The sequence below is a fragment of the Occultella kanbiaonis genome (assembly GCF_009708215.1).
Taxonomy (GTDB): domain Bacteria; phylum Actinomycetota; class Actinomycetes; order Actinomycetales; family Beutenbergiaceae; genus Occultella; species Occultella kanbiaonis.
This window is the reverse complement of the sequence record NZ_CP046175.1, coordinates 861,474-884,614: the sequence shown is the minus strand read 5'-3', so window position 1 is coordinate 884,614 and position 23,141 is coordinate 861,474. Positions and strand designations below refer to the sequence as shown.

16 protein-coding genes are annotated in these 23,141 nt (G+C 73.8%); 5 read left to right on the top strand and 11 right to left on the bottom strand.

From position 1 onward, the window contains the following. Positions 1–162 precede the first annotated feature (162 nt). Entirely contained in the window at positions 163–1,188 is a 1,026-nt protein-coding gene (locus tag GKS42_RS03765) for an intradiol ring-cleavage dioxygenase (RefSeq protein WP_232847910.1), read from the top strand. Between the two features lie 18 nt (positions 1,189–1,206). Here the strand turns inward: GKS42_RS03765 and GKS42_RS03760 are convergent, their stop codons facing one another. Continuing rightward, positions 1,207–2,907, bottom strand: coding sequence for an alpha-amylase family protein (locus GKS42_RS03760; RefSeq protein ID WP_154792631.1), 1,701 nt, complete (start codon positions 2,905–2,907; stop codon positions 1,207–1,209). A gap of 162 nt (positions 2,908–3,069) precedes the next feature. On the opposite strand from GKS42_RS03760, the gene GKS42_RS03755 reads away from it, so the two are divergent. After that, a complete protein-coding gene (locus GKS42_RS03755; protein WP_168217746.1) occupies positions 3,070–6,090 on the top strand; it encodes an AfsR/SARP family transcriptional regulator in 3,021 nt (1,006 codons plus the stop codon). Here the strand turns inward: GKS42_RS03755 and GKS42_RS03750 are convergent. The 3 genes from GKS42_RS03750 to arfB form a co-directional block, all read right to left on the bottom strand. After that, on the bottom strand, positions 5,973–6,836 hold the full coding sequence (locus GKS42_RS03750) for an HAD family hydrolase (RefSeq protein ID WP_154792629.1): 864 nt from the start codon (positions 6,834–6,836) through the stop codon (positions 5,973–5,975). The two genes, GKS42_RS03755 and GKS42_RS03750, sit on opposite strands and share 118 nt — an antisense overlap. After that, positions 6,833–8,506: an MFS transporter gene (locus GKS42_RS03745; RefSeq protein WP_154792628.1), complete on the bottom strand. Its 1,674-nt coding sequence runs from the start codon at positions 8,504–8,506 to the stop codon at positions 6,833–6,835. Before GKS42_RS03745 ends, GKS42_RS03750 begins: the two co-directional genes overlap by 4 nt. Positions 8,507–8,586: 80 nt before the next feature. Next, positions 8,587–9,018, bottom strand: a complete 432-nt coding sequence (arfB, locus tag GKS42_RS03740) for an alternative ribosome rescue aminoacyl-tRNA hydrolase ArfB (RefSeq protein WP_154792627.1) — start codon at positions 9,016–9,018, stop codon at positions 8,587–8,589. Positions 9,019–9,077: 59 nt separating this feature from the next. On the opposite strand from arfB, the gene GKS42_RS03735 reads away from it, so the two are divergent. Together GKS42_RS03735 and GKS42_RS03730 are read left to right on the top strand one after the other, a co-directional pair. Further along, complete coding sequence (locus GKS42_RS03735; protein WP_154792626.1) at positions 9,078–10,073, top strand: diacylglycerol/lipid kinase family protein; 996 nt, start codon at positions 9,078–9,080, stop codon at positions 10,071–10,073. 183 nt (positions 10,074–10,256) lie between these two features. Next, positions 10,257–11,189, top strand: coding sequence for an ADP-ribosylglycohydrolase family protein (locus GKS42_RS03730; RefSeq protein WP_154792625.1), 933 nt, complete (start codon positions 10,257–10,259; stop codon positions 11,187–11,189). Positions 11,190–11,200: 11 nt separating this feature from the next. Here the strand turns inward: GKS42_RS03730 and GKS42_RS03725 are convergent, their stop codons facing one another. The 5 genes from GKS42_RS03725 to GKS42_RS03705 form a co-directional block, all read right to left on the bottom strand. Next, complete coding sequence (locus tag GKS42_RS03725; RefSeq protein ID WP_210769306.1) at positions 11,201–12,859, bottom strand: ribulokinase; 1,659 nt, start codon at positions 12,857–12,859, stop codon at positions 11,201–11,203. Between the two features lie 5 nt (positions 12,860–12,864). After that, positions 12,865–14,277 carry a sn-glycerol-1-phosphate dehydrogenase gene (locus tag GKS42_RS03720; RefSeq protein ID WP_232847909.1) on the bottom strand — a complete coding sequence of 471 codons (1,413 nt, stop codon included), beginning with the start codon at positions 14,275–14,277 and terminating at the stop codon, positions 12,865–12,867. 41 nt (positions 14,278–14,318) lie between these two features. Continuing rightward, positions 14,319–15,866 (bottom strand): ABC transporter substrate-binding protein, encoded by a 1,548-nt coding sequence (locus GKS42_RS03715; RefSeq protein WP_154792624.1) that lies wholly within the window; start codon positions 15,864–15,866, stop codon positions 14,319–14,321. Between the two features lie 96 nt (positions 15,867–15,962). Beyond that, positions 15,963–16,718, bottom strand: a complete 756-nt coding sequence (locus GKS42_RS03710) for an endonuclease/exonuclease/phosphatase family protein (protein ID WP_154792623.1) — start codon at positions 16,716–16,718, stop codon at positions 15,963–15,965. Between the two features lie 28 nt (positions 16,719–16,746). Then, the gene (locus GKS42_RS03705) at positions 16,747–17,478 is read right to left on the bottom strand and encodes a histidine phosphatase family protein (protein ID WP_168217745.1); all 732 of its coding nucleotides are present in this window, start codon (positions 17,476–17,478) and stop codon (positions 16,747–16,749) included. 165 nt (positions 17,479–17,643) lie between these two features. Between GKS42_RS03705 and GKS42_RS03700 the strand changes: the two genes are divergently transcribed. Then, the gene (locus GKS42_RS03700; RefSeq protein WP_154792621.1) at positions 17,644–21,042 is read left to right on the top strand and encodes a lamin tail domain-containing protein; all 3,399 of its coding nucleotides are present in this window, start codon (positions 17,644–17,646) and stop codon (positions 21,040–21,042) included. Between the two features lie 61 nt (positions 21,043–21,103). Here the strand turns inward: GKS42_RS03700 and GKS42_RS03695 are convergent, their stop codons facing one another. Then, complete coding sequence (locus tag GKS42_RS03695; RefSeq protein WP_154792620.1) at positions 21,104–22,114, bottom strand: ABC transporter ATP-binding protein; 1,011 nt, start codon at positions 22,112–22,114, stop codon at positions 21,104–21,106. After that, entirely contained in the window at positions 22,101–23,141 is a 1,041-nt protein-coding gene (locus GKS42_RS03690; RefSeq protein WP_154792619.1) for an ABC transporter ATP-binding protein, read from the bottom strand. Before GKS42_RS03690 ends, GKS42_RS03695 begins: the two co-directional genes overlap by 14 nt.

Sequence of the window (23,141 nt, the reverse complement as noted above, 5' to 3'; positions counted from 1 at the left end):
GAACCAGGCCGGCGCCGCCGCGATCGCCGGGCCCGAAACCTCGTCGGCTCGCTCACGCCGCCCTCAGCGACCTCTCAAGATCCGCCCAGGACCGGGCCAGCCGGCGTCCCCACACTCACCGTAGGGCGCGCCGGCGCACCGATCACGAGAAGGCGAGCGAACATGTTCAACAGGCGGCGAAGCACGATCCTTGGTCCCCTGCGGCGGACCACCCGCTCGAGACGACCGGGCTCGGGCCCGACGGCGATCCGGGTGGAGGGTCAGCCGGCGGCGGATCCGGGAACGCGACCGGGGGCGGACGAGGCGAGCACCACCGAGCAGGAGGAGTGGCTCGACGCGGACGGCAACGTCCTCGACGAGGAGGACCGCGGCCTCGTCTACGACCTCGGGACCCTGTTCGACCGGCGCACCGCACTCGGGTTGTTCGGCGCGGCGGGGGTCGGACTGCTCGCGGCCTGCACGAGCGGCGCGACCGGGACCGGCCCGACGTCGGCGCCCACGTCGGCCACGCCGTCGGGCTCGTCGGACCCGACCACCGACCCGAGCACCGCGGACGCGGTATCGGTCACGGAGGTTCCCGACGAGACGCAGGGCCCCTATCCGGCGGACGGCTCGAACGGGGTGAACGTGCTGGACGACTCCGGCATCGTGCGTTCGGACATCCGGTCAAGCTTCGGCGCCTCCACGACCACGGCGCAGGGGGTTCCGCTGACGTTCTCACTGACCGTCCGGGATGCCGCGACCGGGCTGGTCATGCCGGGCCTGGCCATCTACGCGTGGCACTGCGACGCCGAGGGGAACTACTCCCTGTACTCCAGCGGTGTCGAGAACGAGAACTACCTGCGCGGCGTCCAGGAGACGGCGGCGGACGGCACCGTCACGTTCACCTCGATCTTTCCCGGCTGCTACTCCGGCCGGTGGCCACACATCCACTTCGAGGTCTACGAGTCCCTGGCGAACGCGACCAGCAACGGCCGGATCCTGAAGACCTCCCAGATCGCCCTTCCGCAGGAGGTCTGCGAGGCCGTGTACAGCCAGGCCGACTACCCCGGCAGCATCCGCAACCTCTCCGGGACCAGCCTCACCAGCGACAACGTGTTCGGCGAGGACGGCGGGATCACCCAGCTGGCCACGGTCAGCGGGGACGCCTCGGGTGGCTACGTCTCGACGCTCACGATCGGGATCTGACGCAGCAGCCCGAGCGGGTCAGCAGGCGCCGGGCTCCACCCCCCAGGGCGAGGTCCAGTCCACCTCGAGGTCCCCGTCGGCGGTGCGCCAGCGCCGCGGGGTCGTGGTGCTCAGCCAGTCCAGCGGCTCGATGCCGCCGCTCTCGCCGCCGTCGAGGGCGAGGCGTAGTGCCGCGCGCAGGTCGGCGTCCACCGCGTCGGTCCGCGTCGCCGGGTCGATGGAGCAGAACAGTGCGGTTCCGGACCGGGCGATCAGGTCCAGGAACACCCGGTTGTGCTCCCACGGCGTGCGCGCCGTGGACGGTACGCAGTCCGCGTCGGCCGTGAAGAACCGCCCGTGCTGCGGCATCCGGAACGCCAGGGTGTTCACGCCCATCCGCCGGGTCCGCTCCCAGTCGTGACCGGACGTGTCGTCCCCGGTGCGGTGCACGTCCTCCAGCCCGGCCGCCAGGTGCCCGACGGTGTTGCAGCCGATCACCACCATGTCACCGGCCGCCTCGCGGATCCGGCGGTAGAAGGCCACCAGCACCTCCGCCGTGGTGCGTGTCGGGTCGGCGAGGCGGCGGCCCGGGTCGGTCAGGCTCGCGCCCATGGCCGGTCCGAACCGGCCGAACGTGTCATAGGTCGAGAAGTCGTGCTTGACGAGCTCGTAGCCCCACTCGCGGTACCGCGCGAAGTCCTCCTCGATGCCGGCCAGCACGTCCGGCGCCGACGGGTCGAGGGCCCACTCCCCCGGGCCACCTGGCCCGAGCACGGTGTGCACCGGCTCGGTTCCGCGCTCGAGCAGCGGCCGGGTCCACAGACCCGGGCGCGCGCCGATCTCCGTGATCCTGGCTGCCGTCGCCGCCATGTCGTCGAAGACGCCCGGCAACCCGGCGTGCCACGGGCCGCCCGGCGCCACCCCACCCGGGCTCCAGCCGGCGTCGATGACGCTGAACGGCCGGACCGGGTGCCCGTCCGCGAGCTCGACGACGGTGCGGGCGTCGGTCAGCACGGCCGCCTCGTCGAAGTCGGTGCCGTAGGCGTAGTACCAGTTGTTCGCACCGACAACCGGCCCGACGGCGGAGGTCGCCCGGGTCAGTGGGCTCGCCATCGTGGCCACGGCGAGGTGGGCGGCCCGCCACGGCGAGCCGGTGGTGGCCGTGCTGGTGTCCTTGCTGGCGTCGCCGGTGCCGACGGCGTCCGGCCCACCGAACCTGCGTACCGTCGCCGCCTCGAGGGTGCGGCCGGCGAGGGTCGTCGGCCCGCCGCCGCTGCGGGCGTCCAGCCAGAGCGTGAACCCGGCCTCGTCCATCGACCAGGAGCAGAACGCGCCGGCGGCGACGTCCACGCCGAAGCCGGTGGTGACGCCGTCGCCCGGGGTGTGCGCGAGCCAGTACCAGGGCAGCAGTCGCTCGCTCTGGTGGTGCCGCCACTGCAGGTCGCCGTAGCCGCGCTCCCAGGCGTCCCCGAGGATCAGCGCATCCTCGGCGAGGGTGTGCCTCCAGCGCACCGCAACCCGGGACACGGTGGTGGCCGAGTCGATGCTCACCCGGGCGGCGCCGCCGTCGGCCGTGACCGCGACCTCGATCCCGCCGGCGGCCCAGCGTCCCGGTCCGGCCGGGCGGGCGGCCGTCAGTGCGCCGCCGGGCAGGTCCTGGACGAACACGGCGACCGGCTCGGCCGGATGCGGGAGGGCAACGGCACGGTGTGCGGCGGACGGACGCGGATCGACGGTCATGCGGATGACTCCTGGTGGGTCGGGCGGCGGGTCGGCGGTGACGGAGCAGCGCGGTTCGAGCACGCTCGCTGCAGCGTAATCGCCCTTCCTTTCCCGGCCGCGCAGGAGCATGATCGAGCGGACACGCGCTGGGGCGCACCAACCGGGGGTGAATCGCGCGGCATGCGTTTTGGGGTATTGGGCCCGCTGCAGGTCCTCGACGGCGACACGGACGTGACACCGTCGGGTCGGCTTCAGCGCACCCTGCTCGCGCACCTGCTCGCCCACGTCAACCGGCCCGTCACCCCCGGCGTGCTCGCCGAGGCAGCCTGGCCGGGCGAGCCCGAGGGCGGCCCCGGCCGCCTCCAGGTCCACCTGCACCGCCTGCGCAAGGTGCTCGACGACCCCGACCGGCTCAGCCACGGCCCCGACGGGTACGTCCTGCGCGCCGACGCCGACGAGTTCGACGCGACCCGGTTCGAGTCGCTCCGCAGCCGCGCCCTCGCACCCGGGCTCGATCACACCCAGATGCTCCCGCTCGCGGCCGCGGCACAGGAACTCTGGCGAGGCGCGGCGTACGAGGGCCTCGACGGCGACGCGGTGCATGCCGAGGCGTGGCGGCTGACCGAGCTCGACCTGGAGCTCCTCGAGGTCAGGTACACGGTGGAACTCGGCCACCACAACCACGCCGCGGTTCTCAGCGACCTCGCCGCGCTGGCGGCCCGGCACCCGCTCCGCGAACGACTCCAGGGGCTGCTCATGACCGGCCTGTACCGCGCCGGCCGACAGGCCGACGCGCTCGAGCACTACCGCCGCACCCATCGTGCACTCGCCGACGAACTTGGCGTGGAACCCGGGCCGGAGCTGCGCGGGGTGCACGCCCTCGTGCTCTCCGGCGAGGCCGCCGCACCGACAACGGTCCGGCAGCGTCCGAACCAGCTCCTCCCCGCCGTCGCCGGATTCGTCGGCCGGCGGGCCGACCTGGCGGTGCTCGAGCGCGCCGTCCGCTCCGGCGCGGGGGCCGCGCTGATCGCGGGACCGGCGGGCGCCGGCAAGACCTCCCTCGCGCTGCAGTGGGCGCACGAGCACCTCGAGGAGTACCCGGACGGCCGGCTGTACGCCGACCTGAGCGGGTTCAGCGCCAGACCGCCGCTCACGGCGAGCGGGGTGATCGCGTCCTGGTTGCTCGCCCTCGGCGTGAACAGCGACCTGATCCCGAGCGATCTCGACGGCAGGTCCGCCGTGCTGCGCTCGCTGACCGCCGAGCGCCGGCTGCTGCTGGTCGCGGACAACGCCGGCGAACCCGATCAGGTGCGCCCGTTGCTGCCCGGCGGTGGCACGTCGGTCCTGCTCGTAACCAGCCGCCATGCGCTGCCCGGTCTGGTCGGGCGCGACGGCGTGCCACGGGTCGACCTCGGCGGGCTCACCGAGGCCGACGCCGTCGCACTGCTCGCCGCGCACACGCAGGACCAGGAGTTCCTGCCCGCGCTGGCGAAGCGGTGCGGCTACCTGCCGCTGACGCTGCGCCTGCTCGTCGAGCGGATCGGCACCGGAACCCAGCCGACGGCGGACCTGCTCGCGGAGCTCGACGACCACCGCACCCGCCTTGACCTCCTCGACGCCGCCGGAGATCCCGACGCCGGGATCCGCTCGGTGCTGAGCTGGTCCTACGAGAACCTGACCGAGCCGGACCGGTCGCTGCTGCAGTACCTGGGCGTGTTCCCGGGCACGAGCCTGGAGACCGCCGACCTGGCCGCGCTGGCGGACATCGACCTCGCCGCCGCCCGGCGCGGCATGGACACCCTGGTCCGGATGCACCTCGTGGAGCCGACCGAGACCGGCGCCTTCACCCAGCACGACGTGCTCGCGGCCTACACCCGCGAACTGGCCGAGCACGGCCTCGGCACGGTGCAGCGACAGGACGCCCTGGCCCGCCTGGTGCGGCACCTCACCACCACGGCCTTCCTCGCCCACGACACCTGGGATCCGCCCCGGGCGCCACACCGGGCCGAATACACCGACGGCGTCCGCTCGCCGTTCGAGTCCGCGAGCCTGGCCGCGAACTGGCCAGAGCAGCGGCGCACGGACCTGGTCCAGGTGGCGTTCGCGGCCCGGGCCGCCGGGGTCGGAGGGCTGATCCCGCTCGCCCAGGCCACGATCCCGCTGCTGTACGCCCAGGGCTACCTCGACGAGTGCGCGGACCTGCTCACCCAGTCCGTTGAGTCCGAGGCCGAGGACGCCGAGGACGTGCCCGCCATGGAGGTGTCGCTCGCCGCCGTCCTGAGCAATCTGGGCGAGCGCGACGGTGCCATCCGGCGGACCGAGAAGGCGCGTGAGTCGCTGCGCGCAGCCGGGAACCGGGAGCGGGAGTCCGTCGCGGTGTTCAACCTCGGCTGCTACCAGTACGAGCTCGGGCACCGCACCCGGGCCGAGGAGCTCTTCCGCGAGGCGCTGGCGCTCTTCGTCGAGTCCGGGCACACCCTGAACCGTTCGCGCGCCCTCTGCGAGCTCGGCGCCACGATCATCGGGCTCGGCCGGATCGCCGAGGGGCAGCGCCTCATGCAGGAGGCGCTCGTGATCGCCCGGGCCGAACGCGACGACGACGAGCGGGCCATGATCCTCGACCGGCTCGCCTCGTACGCCGTCGAATGGCTTGACCTGACCGCCGCCCGCCGCTACGCCGACGAGTTGTCCACCCTGGTCCGCGAACGCCAGCTGCGGCGCAGCGAGCCGGCGGCGTTGTGCTGGCAGGGGCTCCTCGCCGGTGAGGACAACGACCTCGACCGCGCCGAGGCGCTCGTCGACGAGGGGCTCCGGCTCGCCCACCAGATCCGGGAGACGGGGCTGGTGCCGCGGATGATCAACGTCCGCGGCATGGTGGATGCCCGCCGCGGTGATCACGGCACCGCCCTCGCGCGTCACCAGGAGGCCCTCGCGCTGGCCGCCCGGGCCCGTGCGCTCCCGGAGCACGCCGATGGGCACCGGCACCTCGGCCGCACCTACGAGGCGCTCGGCGACCTGCGTGCGGCGGCCCGTCACTACGCCCGTGCGGTGCAGCAGTACGCGGCCTACGAGCGGGTGGGGCGCTACCCGGACCTGGCCGCCGCGCGGCTCGCGGCGCTGACCGCGGCGATGGGGGCAACCGGCGGTGCCGTGACGGCGGACGTCGTCGCCGGGCCGGCCGGGACGACGTCGACGATCTGACGGGCCCCGGCTCGCAGTGCGGCGAGCACCGCGTCCGGGCTCGCGGCCACGCGGCGCACGGCGGGCAGCCCGTCCAGCTCAACGAGTCCGGCACCGACCACGACGGCCCGGTCCGCGGCCCGCAGCAGGGCCAGGTCGTTGCGATCGTTGCCGAATGCCAGCACGGCCGTGCTGGTGCCGCCGAGCAGGCCGGCGAGCGCGGCCGCCTTGTCCACACCGCCGGCCACGACGTCCAGGTCCCCGGTCTCGTGGGGAAAGACGTCCACGCCCTCGAGCGCGCCGAACGTCCGCGCCCAGCCCTGCGTGCGGGCCACTGTCACCTTGACCACGCCGGCCAGGTCCGGCACCCGCCCGGGGGCCAGCACCCGGCGGTGCCGGGTGCCCCACCAGGGCAGCGAGTCGTGGTCGGTGGCGACGAACTCGTGCCCGTACTCCAGGCAGTAGGCGGCGCCGGCGGCGCCCAGCGCCGCCACGATGTGCCCGACGGCGGTGGCCGGGATCGCGGTCCGGGTCACCGCCGCGCCGGACCGGGCCACGACGAGCGCACCGTTGCAGCAGACGAGGTCGAACCGGTGCGCCCGGGGGCCGAACCAGTCTCCGATGCACCGCGGGGTGCGGGAGGTGGCCAGCACCACCCGGGTGTCCGGCGCGGCCGCGAGAGCGAACAGCGCGGAGCGAATCGCCCGGACCGGGCGGCACCCGCCGAACGCGATGGTGCCGTCCAGGTCCGTGACGATCGTCCTCATCGTCGGCCGCCGGCCCGCACGCTCGGCCTCGAGGCATGTTGGCTCGCGAACAGGCGCCGGGCCGCGCGCTCACGCTCGGCCCGATCACGGGCGAGCAGCTCGTCCGTGACCGCTGCGCTCGGCGCCCCCGTGCTGGTCTCCTCCGTGGCGGCGACCCACTCGCCCGCCGCGTCCACCCGTGCGACCCGCGTGCCGATCACCTCCACGCTCGCTGGCCGCGGCGCCGCGGCCCGACGACGGCCCGACACGTGCGCACCCCGCCGGCGCACCCGCGCCGCCCACCGGGACCGGCCGAGGGTCGCCGCGGCCAGGGCGACCGCCACCCCCAGCATCGCGATCCCGGCGACCAGGGCAGCTCCGACGTCCGGTCCACCCCGCACCACCACCGCGTCACCATCGCCCGCACCGTCCGTACTCGGCAGCAGCGCCAGCGCGGTCAGCGCCGCGACCCCGAGCGCACCGCCCACGTTCTGCGCCGTGGTGAGCAGGCTCGAGGCGGTGCCCCGGTCCGTCTCCGCCGCGGCGTCGACCACCGCGATGGACGCGGCCGGGAACGCCAGCCCGAGCGCCACCCCGATGCCGGCCATCGCGGGCAGCATGGTCGCCACCCACGGCGGCTGCACACCGACCACCGCCAGGTACCCCAGGCTCGCGGCGAGCGCCGCTGCGCCGGCGCCCAGCACCCGCGCCGGTCCGAACCGGGACACGAGCCGGGACCCGAGACCCGCGGTCAGGGTGAACGCGACGGGCTGCGGCAGGATCAGCAGGCCGAGCGCGAACGCGTCCAGATCGCTGCCCTGGCCCTGCAGCCCGAGGCTCAGCGCGAGCATCGAGGACAACACCGCCGCATACACCCCGGCCAGCCCAAGGCAGGCGGCGCGGATCCTGCGCGAGGCGAGCACCGCCGTCGGGTAGTCACCCACCCCGCCGCGTCGGATCAGCCACGCGAGGACCACCGCGGCCAGGCCGAACTCGATCGCGAGGACCGCGCCGTCCGTGCTCCCGATGCCGCCGAGCGCGTGCATGGTGAGCATGAGGATCGCGGTCAGCCCGACCGCGCCGGGCACGTCCACCCGGCCGCCCGCCGGCGCGTTCGTGGCCAGGCGGGCCGTCACGGCCAGCACCGCGACCACGATCGGTACGAGCAGCACGAAGCTCCACCGCCATCCGACCTGCGCCACCACGAATCCGGGCAGCACCAGCCCGAGCGAGAACCCGGCCGCGCCCATCGCGCCGTAGATCGCCACCGCGCGGTTGCGAGCGGTCCCCTCGCCGAGGCCCGCGGTGATCAGCGCGAGCGCGGCCGGGGCGCTCAGCGCGGCCCCCGCACCCTGGACGAGCCGGCCGGCCACCAGCAGGACCGCCCCCGGGGCGAGGGCGCAGAGGATGCAGCCCACACCGAACAGGACGACCCCGAGCCGGAACACCTCCCGGCGGCTCCAGACGTCCGTGATGCGTCCGGCCACCGGGAGGCATCCGGCATATGCCAGGAGGAACGCCCCCACCACGATCGGCACCGAGGCTCCCCGCAGCCCCAGGTCCGTCGCCATGGCGTGGATCTGCACGTTGATGCTCGACGAGCTCATCCCTTCCAACAGCAACGCCAGGCAGATCACCCCGGTGCGGAATGCGCTCAGGGGTGTCGTGGCCACGCTCGTTCGATCTGACATGCCGACCACCGTGACGGCGCGCGCTTACACGCCGCTTACATCGGGCCCCGGCTCGGACCGATCCGAGGGAGGGCGGGCGTCTAGTCCGCCGGGCGGCGGCGCAGCGCCTTCGTCTGCCCGTGCTGCTTCTTCGCGGCAAGCCGGCGTTCCTTCGAACCGCGGGTCGGTTTGGTGGCGCGGCGGGCCCGCGGCGGCGGGGCGAGGGCGTCCATGAGCAGTGCCGCGAGCCGGGTCCGGGCGGCGTCCCGGTTGCGCAGCTGGGCGCGGTACTCGGACGCGGCGATGGTCAGCACCCCGTCGGTGATCCGCGGCGCGAGGCGGGTCAGGATCCGGTCCCGCTGATGGCCGGTCAGGACCGCGGAGGCGCCGACGTCCCAGCTGAGCTCCACCCGGGAGTCGGCGGTGTTCACGCCCTGCCCGCCGGGGCCGGAGGACCGGGAGAACCGCCAGGACAGCTCTCCCTCGGGGATGGTCAGCGTCGGACCGACCCGAACACCTGCCGCGCTCACCATGCACACCAGTGTGCCCGTAATCTGGGCACCTCAGTCCGCCCGACGAGAAGGTGAGCGACATGACCGAGCCGCGTGCCGTCGTCGTGCACAATCCGGTGAAGATGAGCCGCGCCCGGCTGGACCGTGCCCTCGCGCGGGAGGAGTCACGCGCCGGCTGGGCGCCGAGCCGGCTGGTCGCTACCGAGGAGGACGAGAGCGTCGAGTCGCTCCGGGCGCAGATCCTCGCCGAGCCGGCGGACGTGGTGATCGCGGTCGGTGGGGACGGCACGGTGCGCGCCACGGTGGAGGCGCTCGTCGATCAGTCGATACCGCTCGGGCTGTGGCCGGTCGGCACCACGAACCTCGCCGCCCGGAACCTCGGCCTGAGCATGCTGGATCCCGGGGCGGCACTGCGAGCGGCGTTCGGCGACCTCGAGCGCGTCGTCGACGTCGGGAGGCTGACGGCGGACCTCGCCGACGGGCGGCGCCTGCAGAAGGTGTTCGTGGTGCTCGCCGGGTTCGGTGTCGACGCCCAGATGGTGGTGCACACCTCGACGGCGGCGAAGCGGCAGTTCGGGTGGCTCGCCTACGTGGACGGAGTACGGCGCGGGGTCACCCGCGCGGACCGGTTCGATCTCACCTACAGCCTGGACCGGGCCGAGCCGCGGTCCGTGCGCGCCCACACGTTCGCGATCGGCAACGGCGGGTCGCTCCCGGCCGGACTGACCCTGCTCCCGGACGCGGTGATCGACGACGGCGAGCTCGACGTGCTGCTGCTGCGACCGGAGGGTGCCCGCGGGTGGCGCGACCTGGCACGGTGGTTCTTCACCGAGAACGGCCTCGTCCAGCGGGTCCGGCGCACGAACGGGCACCGCAGCGACGTCCCCCAGGGGGAGTCGGTGCTGATGGCGCGCACGCGCGAGGTGCGCCTGAGCGTGCGCCACGGGGAGGACTTCCAGATCGACGGCGAGTACCTCGGCAAGGTGGTCGCGCTGCGGGCGGTCGTGCAGCCGGGCGCGCTCCGGGTCAGGGTGCCGACGGTGCACGCCGAGCACCACCCGGTGCCACAGCCCTGACCGAGCGGCGTCAGCCCCTGCTCGGAAAAGTTCGCTACGAGGTCGTCCACGAATCGATTCACAGCGTGGCGCGATGGCGCCTACGATGTCCGACAGACACCTCACCGGCCGGCCGCGGAAACTCGCTCCCCCGACGCTGCCCACGGCCAGGTGCGCCCCCTGCCGCCTGCCGGAAGGACTGCTGTGACGTCGACGCTACAGGCGCGTGACCTCCTCATGGACCGCGCCCAGGGCGCCCTCACCGGCCTCGCCGTGGGGGACGCGATGGGCCTGCCCGGCGACCGCTGGCCACACGCCCGACTGCGGTCCACCTACGGCTGGATCGACCAGCTGCTGCCCGCTCGCACCGGGGACCGAACCCGCCGGGCCGGGCACGTCAGCGCCGGGACCCTGGAGGCGATCGCGGTCGCCGAGGCACTGCGCGACGGCGGTGGCCGGGCCTCGGAGGAACGGATCACCGATCGGATGGATGCGCTGGGCGACCGGCCCCGGCGGCCGGTGCACGTCGCCCGGTTCGCGCCGCTGGGGATCGTGCACACCAGCCTCGACCTCGATGCCCTGATCGGCGACATCGTGATCTGTGCCGCCCCGCACCACCTCTCGAACGCGACGGTGGCGGCTGCCGCGCTGGTCGCCGGCGTGGTCACGTCCGCCCTGGATGCCCCGATCGGCGCCACCGGGGCGGTGTTCCTGCCCGCCCACCTGGAGATCGGGTTCCGGGCCGCCGAGATCGGCCTCGGACACGGGTCACCGGTTGCGGCGCCGTCGGTGATCCAACGGTCCCTGCTGGCGCGGGAGATCGCCATGAACGCCGAGAGCGACGCGAGCTTCCTGCAGCACCTCTACGACGTCATCGGTACCACGCCGGCGGCGACCGAGGTGGTCCCGGCCGCCGTCGGGCTGCTCGTGCGCGGCGAGGGCGTCCCGTTCCGGGTGGCCACGCTCGCCGCGAACCTCGGCGGCGCGTGCACCGCGATCGGTGCCCTGGCGACGGCGATGGCCGGCGCGATCAACGGGCTCTCGGTGCTCCCGCCCGACCCCGTGGCGACCGTGCGCACCGTGAACGGGATCGGGCCGTGCGAGCTCGCCCGGGAGCTGGCGGCACTGCGCCACTGAGGTTCGGCCGGTCAGCCCTTCAGCGCGGCGTCGCGCAACTCCTTCAGCTCGTGCATGATCGTCCGGTCACGGCCGAAGGCGTCGTGCAGCCGGGTGTAGAGCGCGAACAGCTCCTGGTACGCGCCCACCGCGGCCGGGTCCGGGGTGAACACCTCGTCCGCACGCCGTCCCATCACGGCGGCGGCCGCGCGGACGTCCGGGTACACCCCGGCCGCCACGGCGGCGTGGATCCCCGAGCCGAGGGCGCCGGCCTGGCTGCTGCCCACCACGGCGAGCGGGCGGCCGAGCACGTCGGCGTAGACCTGCATCAGGAAGCTGTTCCGGATCAGCCCGCCGGCGGCGACGATCTCGGTGACGGCGACGCCGGCGCGCTCGAACGACTCCACGATGGTGCGGGCGCCGAACGCGGTGGCCTCGACCAGGGCGCGGTAGGTGTCCTCGGGCCGGGTCGCCAGGGTCTGGCCGAGGACCAGCCCGGACAGGCGCGGGTCGACGAGGATCGAGCGGTTCCCGTTGTGCCAGTCGAGCGCGATCAGCCCGTGCGCACCGACCGGCTGGTCGGCCGCCAGACCACTGAGCAGGTCGTGCAGGCCGACCCCCTCGGCCCGGGCTCGTTCGTGGTACTCCGGCGGGACGCAGGTGTCGACGAACCACGCGAAGATGTCGCCGACCCCGGACTGTCCGGCCTCGTACCCCCAGAGGCCGGCCACGATGCCGCCGTCCACCGCGCCGAACATGCCGGGCACCTCGTGGAACTCCTCGGCGGAGACGATGAAGCAGGTCGACGTGCCAAGGATCATGGTCAGCTGGCCCGGCTCCACGGCGTCCGCGGCCGGCGCGGTGACGTGGGCGTCGATGTTTCCGACCGCGACGGCGATGCCCGCCGGCAGTCCGGTGAGCTCGGCGCCGCGCGCACTCAGCGCCCCGGCCCGTGCCCCGAGCGGCGCCATCGTTGGCGCGGTCAGCTTCGCCAGCGCCTCCGGCCCGCTGGGGAAGCCCGCGTCCTCCAGGTACGCCGCGCTCGGGTGGGTGCCGTCCTGGTGGAGGCTCTTGTAACCGGCGGCCGCTGCCGAGCGCACCTGCTCGCCGGTGAGCTGCCACACGATCCAGTCCAACGCCTCCACGAAGTGCGCCGTTTGCGCGTACACCCGGGGATCGGCCTCGGCGAGCTCGAGGAGCTTCGGCACGGCCAGCTCCACGGACAGGGTGCCGCCGTACCGGGCCAGCCACGGCTCGCCGCGCTGCCGGGCGGCGTCGACGAGCCGGCGGGTCTGGGCGTGGGCGCCGTGGTGCTTCCAGAGCTTGGCGTACGCGTGCGGCCGCCCGGCCAGGTCCCCGAGCTCGCACAGCGGGGTGCCGTCGGGGGTGGTCGGGATCACGGTCGCGGAGGTCACGTCGAGCCCGAGCCCCACCACGGACCCGGGCTCGACGCCCGCGTCGGCGAGTGCGCGGGGCACGGCCTCGGCGAGCACCCGCAGGTAGTCGGCCGGCACCTGGAGGGCGGTGTCGGGCGGGAGCCGGACGCCGTCCAGGTCCGCCTCGAGCACGCCGTGCGGGTAGTCGACGACGTGCGCGCCGACCTCGGCGCCGTCGGCGGTGCGGATCACGCTGGCCCGCCCGGACAGGGTCCCGAAGTCGATCCCGATCACGTAGGACTGGTCAGCCATCATGGGTCTCACTCTCCCGTCGTGGTGCGGTCGCGGCCCCAGTGGCCGTCGGGTTCGAACAGCCGGTCCACCACCGGCCCGAGACGCCCGGTCTCGGTGAGCAGGTCCAGGACCGTGTACCGGTCGCGGATCATCTGGGCCCGGCGGTACGTGGCCCGGAACGCCTGAGGGCTGAGCCCGATCTGTGCCGGACGGGACACGGCGCCGACCTCGTCCAGCAGCCGGGCCAGGTCGGCCGCCGGCAGGAGCTGGGCCCGGCACCGCTCGACGATCACGGGCCACCGGTCCCGCAGCCGGGTGAGCCGCTCCCGCAGCTCCGCGGCCGTGACGTACTTCCTCAGGACGGCCGCCAGTGCCGGGCTGAGCAGGGGTTCGGCGAAGTCGGCCCGGACCCTCTCGGCCATGGCCTCGCGGGAGGGCCAGCGGTCCACGCACTCGTCGACGTCGAGCGTCGTGAGGTCCTCCTCTAGCACGCGCTCGTAGAGCGCCGCGATCGAGACGGCACCGAGGCCCACCTTGAACCCGTGGGACAGCGGCGGGTCGTCATCGGCGCCGAGGCCCTCCATCTCCCACAGGTGCGAGAAGTGATGGCCGGCGCCGGACGCCGGCCGGGACGACTTGTGGACCTGCATCGCGAGGCCGGACATCAGCAGACCTTCGACCAGTCCGGTGAGCGCCGCCTCGTCCCCGGCCCGGATCCGCGCGGCCGGTCCCAGCGCCTCCCGCAACGGCCCCTGCACGAGCGTCCAGACGTGCTCGTCGATCGGCTCGATGCCGAGCTCGTCCGCGAGGATCCAGTCGGCGCCGGCGGGGATCTTCTCGATCAGGTCCCCGAACCCGTACCCGGACATCCGGGCCGGCGCGCCCGCCATCACCGTCAGGTCCGCGACCACGCCGCGCGGCGCGGGGCCCGCCAGGGTCTGCTTGAACCCGTCTTTGGTGATCGCGGACCCGAACGCGGTGTAGCCGTCCATCGACGCCGCGGTGCCCACGCAGGCGTAGGGCCGGTCGAGCTCGGCGCAGGCCCGCTTGGTCACGTCGTTCAGGGTCCCCGAGCCGACCGCCACGGCGACGGCGTCGAGCGGCTCGAGCGCGACCCGGAGCCTGGTCACCGTGTCGTAGTCGGCGTGCACCACCGGCCGGCCGGCCAGGAGCACCGGGGCGAGCACCTCGACGCCCGCACCGGCGAGCGCGGCGGTGACCGCCGCGCCGGCCACCGCCCAGGTGTGCTCGTCGGCCACGACCACCGCGGCCCGGCCCGGGAACAGCCCGGCGAACATGGCACCGGTCCGGCTCACGGCACCGGGTCCGAAGCGCAGGTCCCGGGTGTCGGTCGCGTCCCGCAGCGCGGCCGCCAGCCGGGCGGTCGCGGGTGCACTGGTCGCGGGTGTACTTGCTGGCGCGGTGGCGCGCTCGGGCACGATGGTCCTATCCGGCCCTACCGGCGTTCCCGCCCGGGGCCTCACTCGGTGATGACGACGTCGGCGTAGCTGGTCCGCCCGCCCGGGTCGATCGTGACACCTTCGACGCGCTCGGAGTAGGCCGACGTGCTGGTCATGTCCATCGGGAAGATCCCGACGGCGTCGTCCCAGATGATCTGCGCCGCCTGCGCGTACAGGTCGGCCCGGACGTCCTGGTCGAGGCTCGCCTTCGCCTCGTTGAGGAGGGCGTCCAACTCCGGGTTGCAGTAGCCCATCCGATTCGCCTCGCACAGGTACAGCCGCCCGAGCGTGTAGTCGGCGTCCCCGGTCGCGACCGTGTTGCCCTGGAGGTTCATGTCCCAGTTGAGGTTGTTGAGGTCCTCGAGCCAGACCGCCCGCTCCTTCGCCAGCGGCTCGACGGTGACGCCGATCTCCGCCCACGCCGAGATGAACGCCTGGGCCAGGCTCCGGCTGCCCTCACCGCCGGCGTCGGACCACTGCAGGGAGGTGGAGAACCCGTCCGGGTAGCCCGCCTCGGCGAGCAGTTCCCGGGCCAGGTCCGGGTCGTAGCTGTAGGGCTCGAGCTGCGGGGCCCCGAACACGGGCTGCGGGATCGGCGCCTGGGCAACGGTGGCCTGCGTGCCGAAGAGGTCGGAGACGATCTGTTCGATGTCGACGGCGTGCCACATCGCCTGCCGGACCCGGGGGTCGGTGAAGGGCTCCCGGGAGGCGTTGAACCAGAGCAGCTGGTACGTGTAGCTCGGCACCTCGTCGTAGACGATGCCGTCCATGCCCTGGAGCTCGGGCACGGAGTCCGCCCCGATCCCGGTCATCAGGTCGATCTCACCGGTGGACAGCGCCGAGATCCGGGCCGCCTCCTCCGGGATGTTCGTGAACGTCAGCGTGTCCAGCGCTGGCAGGGTGGCGCCCCAGTAGTCGTCGTTTCGGGTGAGGGTGAGCCGCTCATCCGGCAGGTACTCCGAGACCGTGAACCGGCCGCTGCCCACCGGGGCCCGCCAGTAGTCCTCGGAGTCCATCGCCGAGGCCTGGCCCACGAACACCAGCGACATCGTGTTCAGCATCGTGCCGAGGGGCTGGCTCGTGGTGAGGGTGAGGGTGGCCTCGTCGGTCGCCTCGATGGTCTCCACGAGCGCGAACAGGGGTGCCATCGAGCCGCCGATGTCGACGAGCCGCTGGACCGAGGCGCGGGCATCCTCGGCCGTGACCGGGGTGCCGTCCGAGAACGTGGCGTCCGGGTTCATGTGGAAGACCCAGGTGGTCTCGTCCGGGTTCTCCCAGGAGCTCGCGAGCAGCGGTGCGAAACCGTCGCCGTCCCGGGCGACCAGCGTCTCCATCACGTGCTGGATCGGACCGATGACGGCGGCCTCCGCGGACCACTGGTGCGGGTCGAGCGCGACCGGGAACGTGCCGGGAGCTACCGTGAGGGCCTGCTCGGCCGCCGGTGCACCGCCCCCGCTGCCATCGCCGCCGTCGGCACCACCACCGGCGGAGCAGGCGGCGAGACTCAGACCGGTGGCGACGGCGGCAGCGCCGGCGAGCAAGCGGTGGAACCGCGTGCGGTGGAACATGATGGGCCCCTTTCTGCGGGCTCGATGAGGACTTGATGGGGACGTGGAATGGACTCCGGCGACGCGACCGTGCCGTCGTCCGCCGTGTGTCCCTCGTCAGGCCACGGCACCTTGGGTGAAGGTCGCCGTGACGGGTTTGTGGTCGCTCGGGGCGACGCCGTCGAGGAAGTAGTCGACGACCTCGGCGGTGCGGGGCCGCAGGGCCCCGTTGAAGAACAGCCAGTCGAGTGCCTTCTCGACCACCTGGACGCCCTCCCAGCGCATCGGCTTGTCCAGGCGTGGGGTGACCGGATGCGTGATCGGGCAGGTCCGGCCCAGCGTGCCGAACGGCTCCCGGAAGCCGTCGTCGTAGAACGCCCAGAGCGGTCGGGCGTAGTCGTTGATGTCGATGCACAGGATCACCGGGTCGCCCCCCGCGAGCCGGTTCAGCTCCCGCGCCGCGGACCGGGCTTGCTCGGTGCGCGGGCTGCGCTCCGTGCGCACCTCCTCGGCGTTGCCCGGGAAGGTCAGGTGCGCCGACGCGAGGACCAGTGGCGCCAGGTCGGACGCCTCGACGTGGCGCAACCGCACCCAGGACAGGCCCCGGTCGGGGGTTGGCATCCCGATGTCCGCGAGGCCGTGCTCGACCTCGGCGAACAACTCGCGGTCCCACCACAGGTTCGCGTGCTCGCGCCAACCAGGTGCGTCGTCGACCACCCGCGCGTGCCCCGGCAGCGCGGCGTCGATGAGCTCGACGGCGCCCGGGCTCAGCTCCTGCACGCCGAGCAGGTCCGGGCTCCGGCCGGCCAGGAGCCCGGACAGGGCGGGGGCGCGGCGGGGCAGATCCCAGTCGCCCCACAGGTTGTGGGTCATGGCGGTGAACGTGTGTCGCATGGATGCCTCAGTCCGTGGGTGCGGCGCCGGCGCCGGCGCCGAGGTGGTGGGCGGAGTTGGCGCTGACGAGCCTGCTCGCGAGCACCGCGCCGTCGGTGCCGACCCAGTACTCGAGCTCGGTGACCGAGCAGTTCCCGGCGCCACGGACGGCCCGGTACCCCGACGACGGGAGCCCGACGGCGGCGACCGTCGCCATCCGGATCGGGCCACCGTGGCTGAAGGCGACGACGAGCCGCTCCCCCGCCCGGTGTTCCTGCGCCGTCTCGGCGGCAAGGTCCGCGATCGCCGACTGCACGCGCGCGGACAGCTCCGCCATCCGCTCGCCGCCACCCCTCGGCAGGTCCTGCCCGCCGCGGATCCGCTCGATCGTGTCGGCCTCGGCGCCCGCCACGTCGGCGATGAGCCGGCCGCTCCAGGTGCCGTTGTCCACCTCCCGCAACCGCGGGTCCGGGCGTAGCGCGATGGCGCCCGGGAGCCGGTCCGCGTACGGCGCGGCGGTCTGGAGCACCCGCGGCAGGTCGCTGGCGAGCACGGCGTCCGGCACCCGGTAGGCCCGCGTCAGGAAGTCGGCGGTGGTCGCGGCCTGGTCGTGGCCACGGCCGGTCAGTCCGCCGCCGAGGTGCCCCTGGATCCGGCCCTCACCGTTCCAGTCCGACTCGCCGTGCCGGACCAGCACCACCCGCAGCCGGAGCGCCTCCTGCTCCAGGAGTGGTTCGTCGATCGCCCAGCCCGTGACCACGCGTGTCCCTTCCCGTGAGTGCCCGGTCGGGCCTCCCTCAACGTTCACGGTCCGGCACCGCCGGGTCCCCGTGCAAGGACGTTTCGCGGGCTGCAACACCGTTGCCCCGCGCCGGCGGACCGGGGCAGCGTCGCTTCCGCGATCGTCGCCGAGAAGGGGCCCATCATGCGTTCACCGATCCGTCCGATCCGCCGCGCCGTGCTGGCCGCGGCCCTGACCATGACGTTGGCGGTGCCGCTCGGAGCGGCCGCCGATCCCGCCGGGTTCACCCCCGGCCCCGGCTCCGGCGAACCGAGCGGCGTCCTGATCGAGGAGTTCTCCCTCGGCGGGCCGGCCGGCCCGAACGACAGCATCCTCGAGCTCGCGAACCACAGTGCGGATCCGGTCCCGGTCGGAGGGTGGCGGGTCTATCCGTGCGGCGCCTCGGGGAGCCGGGGCAGCCTGTGGGCGACGCTGCCGGACGTGACGCTCGCCCCGGGCGAGGTGTTCCTGCTCGCCAGCACCGGCTCGCCGCGCGCCGCCGATGCCGGTGCCACCTTCGTCAGCGGCGGTGCCCAGGTCGCGACCGGCGCCTGGGTCGAGAGCACCGGGTCCGTGGTGCAGGACCGGTTGTCCATCTCCCCCGTGTCCCGCGACTCCGCGTGCGGCCCTGGCCTGCCCGCGACCCTCGACGCGGCCGCGGACGAGACCTACCAGCGGGTGCGTGCCACCGGCGACCCAGCGGCCGACTTCGTCGCCGCGACCGCCACGCCCGGGGCGACGAACGCCGTCGAGCCGGCGCCCGGTCCGGTCGACTCCCCCGTGCTCGTGACCGAACTGGCCAACGGCGGGCGGACCGGGCCGGCCGGTGAGCTCGTCGAGCTCGGAAACGTCTCCGCCGCGCCCGTGGACGTCACCGGGTGGGTCCTGTCCTTCTGCGCGGCGGACGGCTCGACCACCGTCCCCGAGCCGGTGACGCTGCCCGCCGGCACCGTCCTGGCCGCCGGGGCCACGCTCGTGCTCGCCCCGGCCGGCGGCGACCTGCCCTATGCCGGGCCACGGCTCCCGACCGAGGGCGGCGGCGTCATCCTGCGGGACGGCGCCCGGGCCGTCCGGGACGGCGTCGGTATCTACGAGCAGGACGCCGTGTACGCACCCGCGGTGGACAGCGCCTGCGTGCGCGGCACGGCCCTGCCGAACCGCCTCGACCTCGCCTCCGGGCAGTCCTACCAGCGGGTGGCGAGCACCGGGGACAACGCGGCCGACTTCACCGTCGGCGACGCCGCACCGGGCACCCTCGAGGCCGCACCCCTGACCAGCGGGCTGCGCTTCGAGCCCGGCCTCGGGGTGCGGGTCACCGAGGTGGCCCACACCCTCGACGGCAACTCCGAACCGGTGGGCTTCGTCGAGCTGACGAACACGACGACGGCGGCCGTCTCGATCGACGGCTGGTCCGTCCAGCGCTGTGGCGTGGACGGGCGCCTGGAGTCCGACCCGTGGGTGGCGCCACTGTCCGGCACCCTCGAGCCGGGCGCGGCCGTCGTCCTGGCGCAGGTCGGCAGCCCGTGGGCGAGCGACGCCGCGGCGGTGTTCGACGCGCCGCTCACCGCCGCGGGCTACGGCCTGCTGGTGCGGGCCGCGGACGGCGCCGTGGTGGACCGGTTCGGCATGCTCCGGGACCGGTACAGCCCGTGCATCGACGGGGTCACCCTGGACGAGATCATCGCCTACTCCCTCGACCTGAGCTACCAGCGGTTCGCCGACACCGGCGACAACCGCCGCGACTTCGTGCACGCCGAACGCACCCCGGGGGTGTGGGCGAGGGACCTGCGGGCGGCGACGGACATCGAGGCCTCGCGGCTGGCGCCCGTGACCGTGGCGCCGGACTCGCGGCCGCTCGCGGCCACCGACCTGACCGCGACGGAGGCGACCACAACGGCGGACCTGAGCGCCGCCGTCGGGCATACGCGTGACGCGGAGGTGACCGCGACGTTCACCGGCGGGACCCAGGTCCAGGTGAACAGCGCGGCGAGCCGGGTGTTCTCCGGCACCAGCCCGCAGGCGCCGCCGACCGACCGGGTGGGTACCGGCGAGACCCGGCACCGGCTGGCCGACCTCGCCGACCCGATCACCGTCACCGACTCCGGCGGCTACCCGTACCAGCGGTTCGAGCTGGTGCTGCCCGGCCGCGCCGAGGATGCGGCGGACCTGGCGTGGACCGGCTCGAGCCTCGGCGGCCACGAGCTGCAGATGTACGCCTGGAACTTCACCACCTCCGCGTGGGATCTGCTCGCCGTGGGCTCGGGTCGTGACGGGGGCGCCTTCACCATGGTCGGCCGGATCGAGGAGGCCGTGCACCGGCTCGGCGCCCGCGTCGAGATCCTCGTCCAGGACGGCCCGGCGACCACGCCCGCGTTCGACGTCGGCGCCGACGAGACGTTCGAGGACCCGGGCGACTACGACTTCTCGATCGGGTACATCCCGGACCCCCAGGAGCTCACCTACGGATACCGGTGGGGCTACGCGAACGAGATCGCCTGGCTCGTCTCCAACGCCGACGCGCGCAAGATGGCGTACGTGTCGACGATCGGCGACGTGACCGAGTGGTGGATGTGGGGCACCCACCTGGAGAACCAGGCGCGGGAGCAGTTCGAGACCGCCCAGGCGTTCGGCGACTACCTCACCGACGCGGGCATCCCGAACGGGACGATCCCCGGCAACCACGACAACAAGTGGGGCCGGGACAACGCCCTCTACAACTCCTATTTCGGGCCCGCGCAGATCGGGGGCACCCCCTGGTTCGGCGGCGCCATCGGGGCCGACGACGCGTCCAGCCACTACGACCTCTTCGAGGTCCAGGGCGCGCAGTTCCTCGCGTTGAACATCGGCTACCCGGGCTGGTTCAACCACGACGCCACGCTCGCCTGGGCGGCGCAGGTGATCGAGGACCACCCGGACCACAACGTGCTCATCTTCACCCACGACTACCTGCAGCGGGACGGCGAACCGGGCGATGCCACGGACCGGTGGAACGCCGTCGGGTACCGGATCTGGGAGGACCTGGTGGTCCCCTACCGCAACGTCGCCTTCGTGATGGGCGGGCACGTCAACGGGCAGGCCTTCACGGTGGCCCGGGACGTCGGTGGGGTGCCCGGCCGGATCGTGCCGCAGATGCTCTCGAACTACCAGGGCTACGAGATCGTCGACGGCGAGAAGCGGGCCGACTTCCTGCGCCTGCTGCAGGTCGACATCGACTCCGGGACGATCTCGGTGAACACCTACTCGCCGTCCCTGGACGAGCACAACTCGTGGCGGTACGCGTCCTCGCCGACGTGGACCCCGGAGCACGACGAGTTCCTCGCCCCGATCACCATCACCGGGATGGACCGGCAGGTGACGTCCACCGGGCTGGCCCTGGCCCGGGACACCTCGGTCATCGGGACGGCGACCGGGGCCGACGGCGTCGCGGCCACCTGGTCCGGCCTCACCCCGGGTGCAGCGTACGTGTGGTGGGTGGCGAGCACGGACGCCGCCGGGACCGAGACCGTCCTGTCCGAGCCGGCCGTGCTGCGCACGCGGGACTGAGCGCGGCGATGGGGCGGGCGGCGCGGCCGCCCGCCCCGTCGGCGGGTGGACCCTGGTCGGGTCAGGCGGTCGGCGCCACGGCGGGTTCGACGGCGGCGAAGTGGCACGCGCTCGCGTGCTCGCCCAGGCGCACCCGCAGTGCCGGTACCTCCACCGCGCAGAGATCCTCTGCCTTGGGGCACCGGGTCCGGAACCGGCAGCCGCTCGGCGGGTCGGCCGGGGAGGGCACGTCACCGACCAGCACGATCCGTTCCCGGCTGGGCATCCGCCACGGGTGCGACACCGGGATCGCCGACAGCAGCGCCTGGGTGTACGGGTGCGTGGGCCGGTTGAACACCTCGTCCCGGGTGCCCTCCTCGACGATCCGGCCGAGGTACATGACCGCGATCCGGTCGGAGATGTGCCGGACCACGGACAGGTCGTGGGCGATGAACAGGTAGGTCAGGCCGAGGTCGCGCTGCAGGTCCTGGAGCAGGTTGATCACCTGGGCCTGGATGGACACGTCCAGCGCGGAGACCGCCTCGTCGCAGATGATCAGCTTGGGGGACATCGCCAGGGCCCGGGCGATCCCGATCCGCTGGCGCTGGCCGCCGGAGAACTGGTGCGGATACCGGTCGAGGTGGTCGGGGTTCAGGCCGACGCGTTCGAGCAGCTCCTGCACACTCGCGCGCCAGGTGCCGCGGGGACCGAAGCCGGGCTGCACCTGCCACCCCTCCGACACGAGTTCGGCGACCGTGCGCCTCGGGTTCAGCGAGGAGTAGGGGTCCTGGAAGATCATCTGGACGTCGCGGCGCAGCCGACGGGTCCGTGCCCGGCCGGCGGCGGCGAAGTCCTGGCCCTGGAAGAGCACCTGGCCGGAGGCCGCCTGCTCGAGGCCGATGATCGTCCGGGCCACGGTGGACTTGCCGGAACCGGACTCCCCGACCAGGCCGAGGGTCTGCCCCGCCCGCAGGTCGAAACTCACCCCGGCGACCGCCTGGATGCCCCCGACCCGCCGTCGCAGCAGCGCCGACCGGATCGGGAACGTGGTGTGCAGGTCCACCACGCTCAGCAGCGGCTCAGCGGAGGCCATCGACGAGCACCTCCTCGGCGTGGTGGCATGCGGTCCGGTGCGCCTGCGGCCAGTCCGGGGCCGCTCGCAGCGCCGGCTCCTCGGTGCGGCACAGGTCCGTCGCGAAGGCACATCGCGGGTGGAACGAGCAGCCCGTCGGCAGTTGCCGCAGGTCCGGCGGCGCCCCGGTGATCGGGATGAGCCGATCCTGGTCGCCGGTGGGCAGGGAGCCCATCAGGCCGACCGAGTAGGGGTGGGCACCGTGGTCGTAGACCTCACGGATCGGTCCCGTCTCGACGACCCGGCCGGCGTACATGAGGACCGCACGGTCGGCCACGTCCGCGACCACGCCGAGGTCGTGCGTGATCAGCACCAACGCCATCCCCTCCTCGCGCTGCAGGTCCGCGAGCAGGCTCATGATCTGCGCCTGGACGGTGACGTCGAGGGCGGTGGTGGGCTCGTCCGCGATGACCAGGCGGGGGTTCATCGACAGCGCCATGGCGATCATGACGCGCTGGCGCATGCCGCCGGAGAACTGGTGCGGGTAGTCGTCGACCCGCTTGTGCGGCGCCGGGATCCCGACCCGGTGCATCATCTCGACGGCGTGCTCGCGAGCCTTGCGGCGGGAGACCCCGCGGCGCCGCCGGAGCGTCTCCCCGATCTGGGTGCCCACTCGGAACACCGGGTTCAGCGACGAGAGCGGGTCCTGGAAGATCATCGCGATCTCCGTGCCGCACAGGGCCCGGGTGTAGGAGTCGGGCCGGTCCAGCAGGTCGACGCCGTCGAAGCAGATCCGGCCCCCGTCGATCCGTCCGGCCGGCCGCGGCAGCAGGCCCATGACGGTCTGGGCCGTGACGCTCTTGCCGGACCCGGACTCCCCGAGCACGGCCACGGTCTCGCCCGCGCCGACGTCGAAGGAGACCCCGTCCACGGCCCGGAGCCGCCCCGAGCCGGTCGCGAACGAGACGCTCAGGTCCTGCACGCGCAGCAACGGTCCGGTCCGGGTGCCGGGGGCGGGGGCGCCCGTGGGTCGCTCGTCGACTCTCAT

What these genes read in the sequence shown, in the direction of transcription:
- GKS42_RS03765 (WP_232847910.1), top strand. Translation starts at nt 163, where the DNA reads ATGTTCAACAGGCGGCGAAGCACGATCCTTGGTCCCCTGCGGCGGACC.
- GKS42_RS03760 (WP_154792631.1), bottom strand. Translation starts at nt 2,907, where the DNA reads ATGACCGTCGATCCGCGTCCGTCCGCCGCACACCGTGCCGTTGCCCTC.
- GKS42_RS03755 (WP_168217746.1), top strand. Translation starts at nt 3,070, where the DNA reads ATGCGTTTTGGGGTATTGGGCCCGCTGCAGGTCCTCGACGGCGACACG.
- GKS42_RS03750 (WP_154792629.1), bottom strand. Translation starts at nt 6,836, where the DNA reads ATGAGGACGATCGTCACGGACCTGGACGGCACCATCGCGTTCGGCGGG.
- GKS42_RS03745 (WP_154792628.1), bottom strand. Translation starts at nt 8,506, where the DNA reads ATGTCAGATCGAACGAGCGTGGCCACGACACCCCTGAGCGCATTCCGC.
- arfB (WP_154792627.1), bottom strand. Translation starts at nt 9,018, where the DNA reads ATGGTGAGCGCGGCAGGTGTTCGGGTCGGTCCGACGCTGACCATCCCC.
- GKS42_RS03735 (WP_154792626.1), top strand. Translation starts at nt 9,078, where the DNA reads ATGACCGAGCCGCGTGCCGTCGTCGTGCACAATCCGGTGAAGATGAGC.
- GKS42_RS03725 (WP_210769306.1), bottom strand. Translation starts at nt 12,859, where the DNA reads ATGATGGCTGACCAGTCCTACGTGATCGGGATCGACTTCGGGACCCTG.
- GKS42_RS03715 (WP_154792624.1), bottom strand. Translation starts at nt 15,866, where the DNA reads ATGTTCCACCGCACGCGGTTCCACCGCTTGCTCGCCGGCGCTGCCGCC.
- GKS42_RS03710 (WP_154792623.1), bottom strand. Translation starts at nt 16,718, where the DNA reads ATGACCCACAACCTGTGGGGCGACTGGGATCTGCCCCGCCGCGCCCCC.
- GKS42_RS03700 (WP_154792621.1), top strand. Translation starts at nt 17,644, where the DNA reads ATGCGTTCACCGATCCGTCCGATCCGCCGCGCCGTGCTGGCCGCGGCC.
- GKS42_RS03695 (WP_154792620.1), bottom strand. Translation starts at nt 22,114, where the DNA reads ATGGCCTCCGCTGAGCCGCTGCTGAGCGTGGTGGACCTGCACACCACG.
- GKS42_RS03690 (WP_154792619.1), bottom strand. Translation starts at nt 23,141, where the DNA reads ATGAGAGTCGACGAGCGACCCACGGGCGCCCCCGCCCCCGGCACCCGG.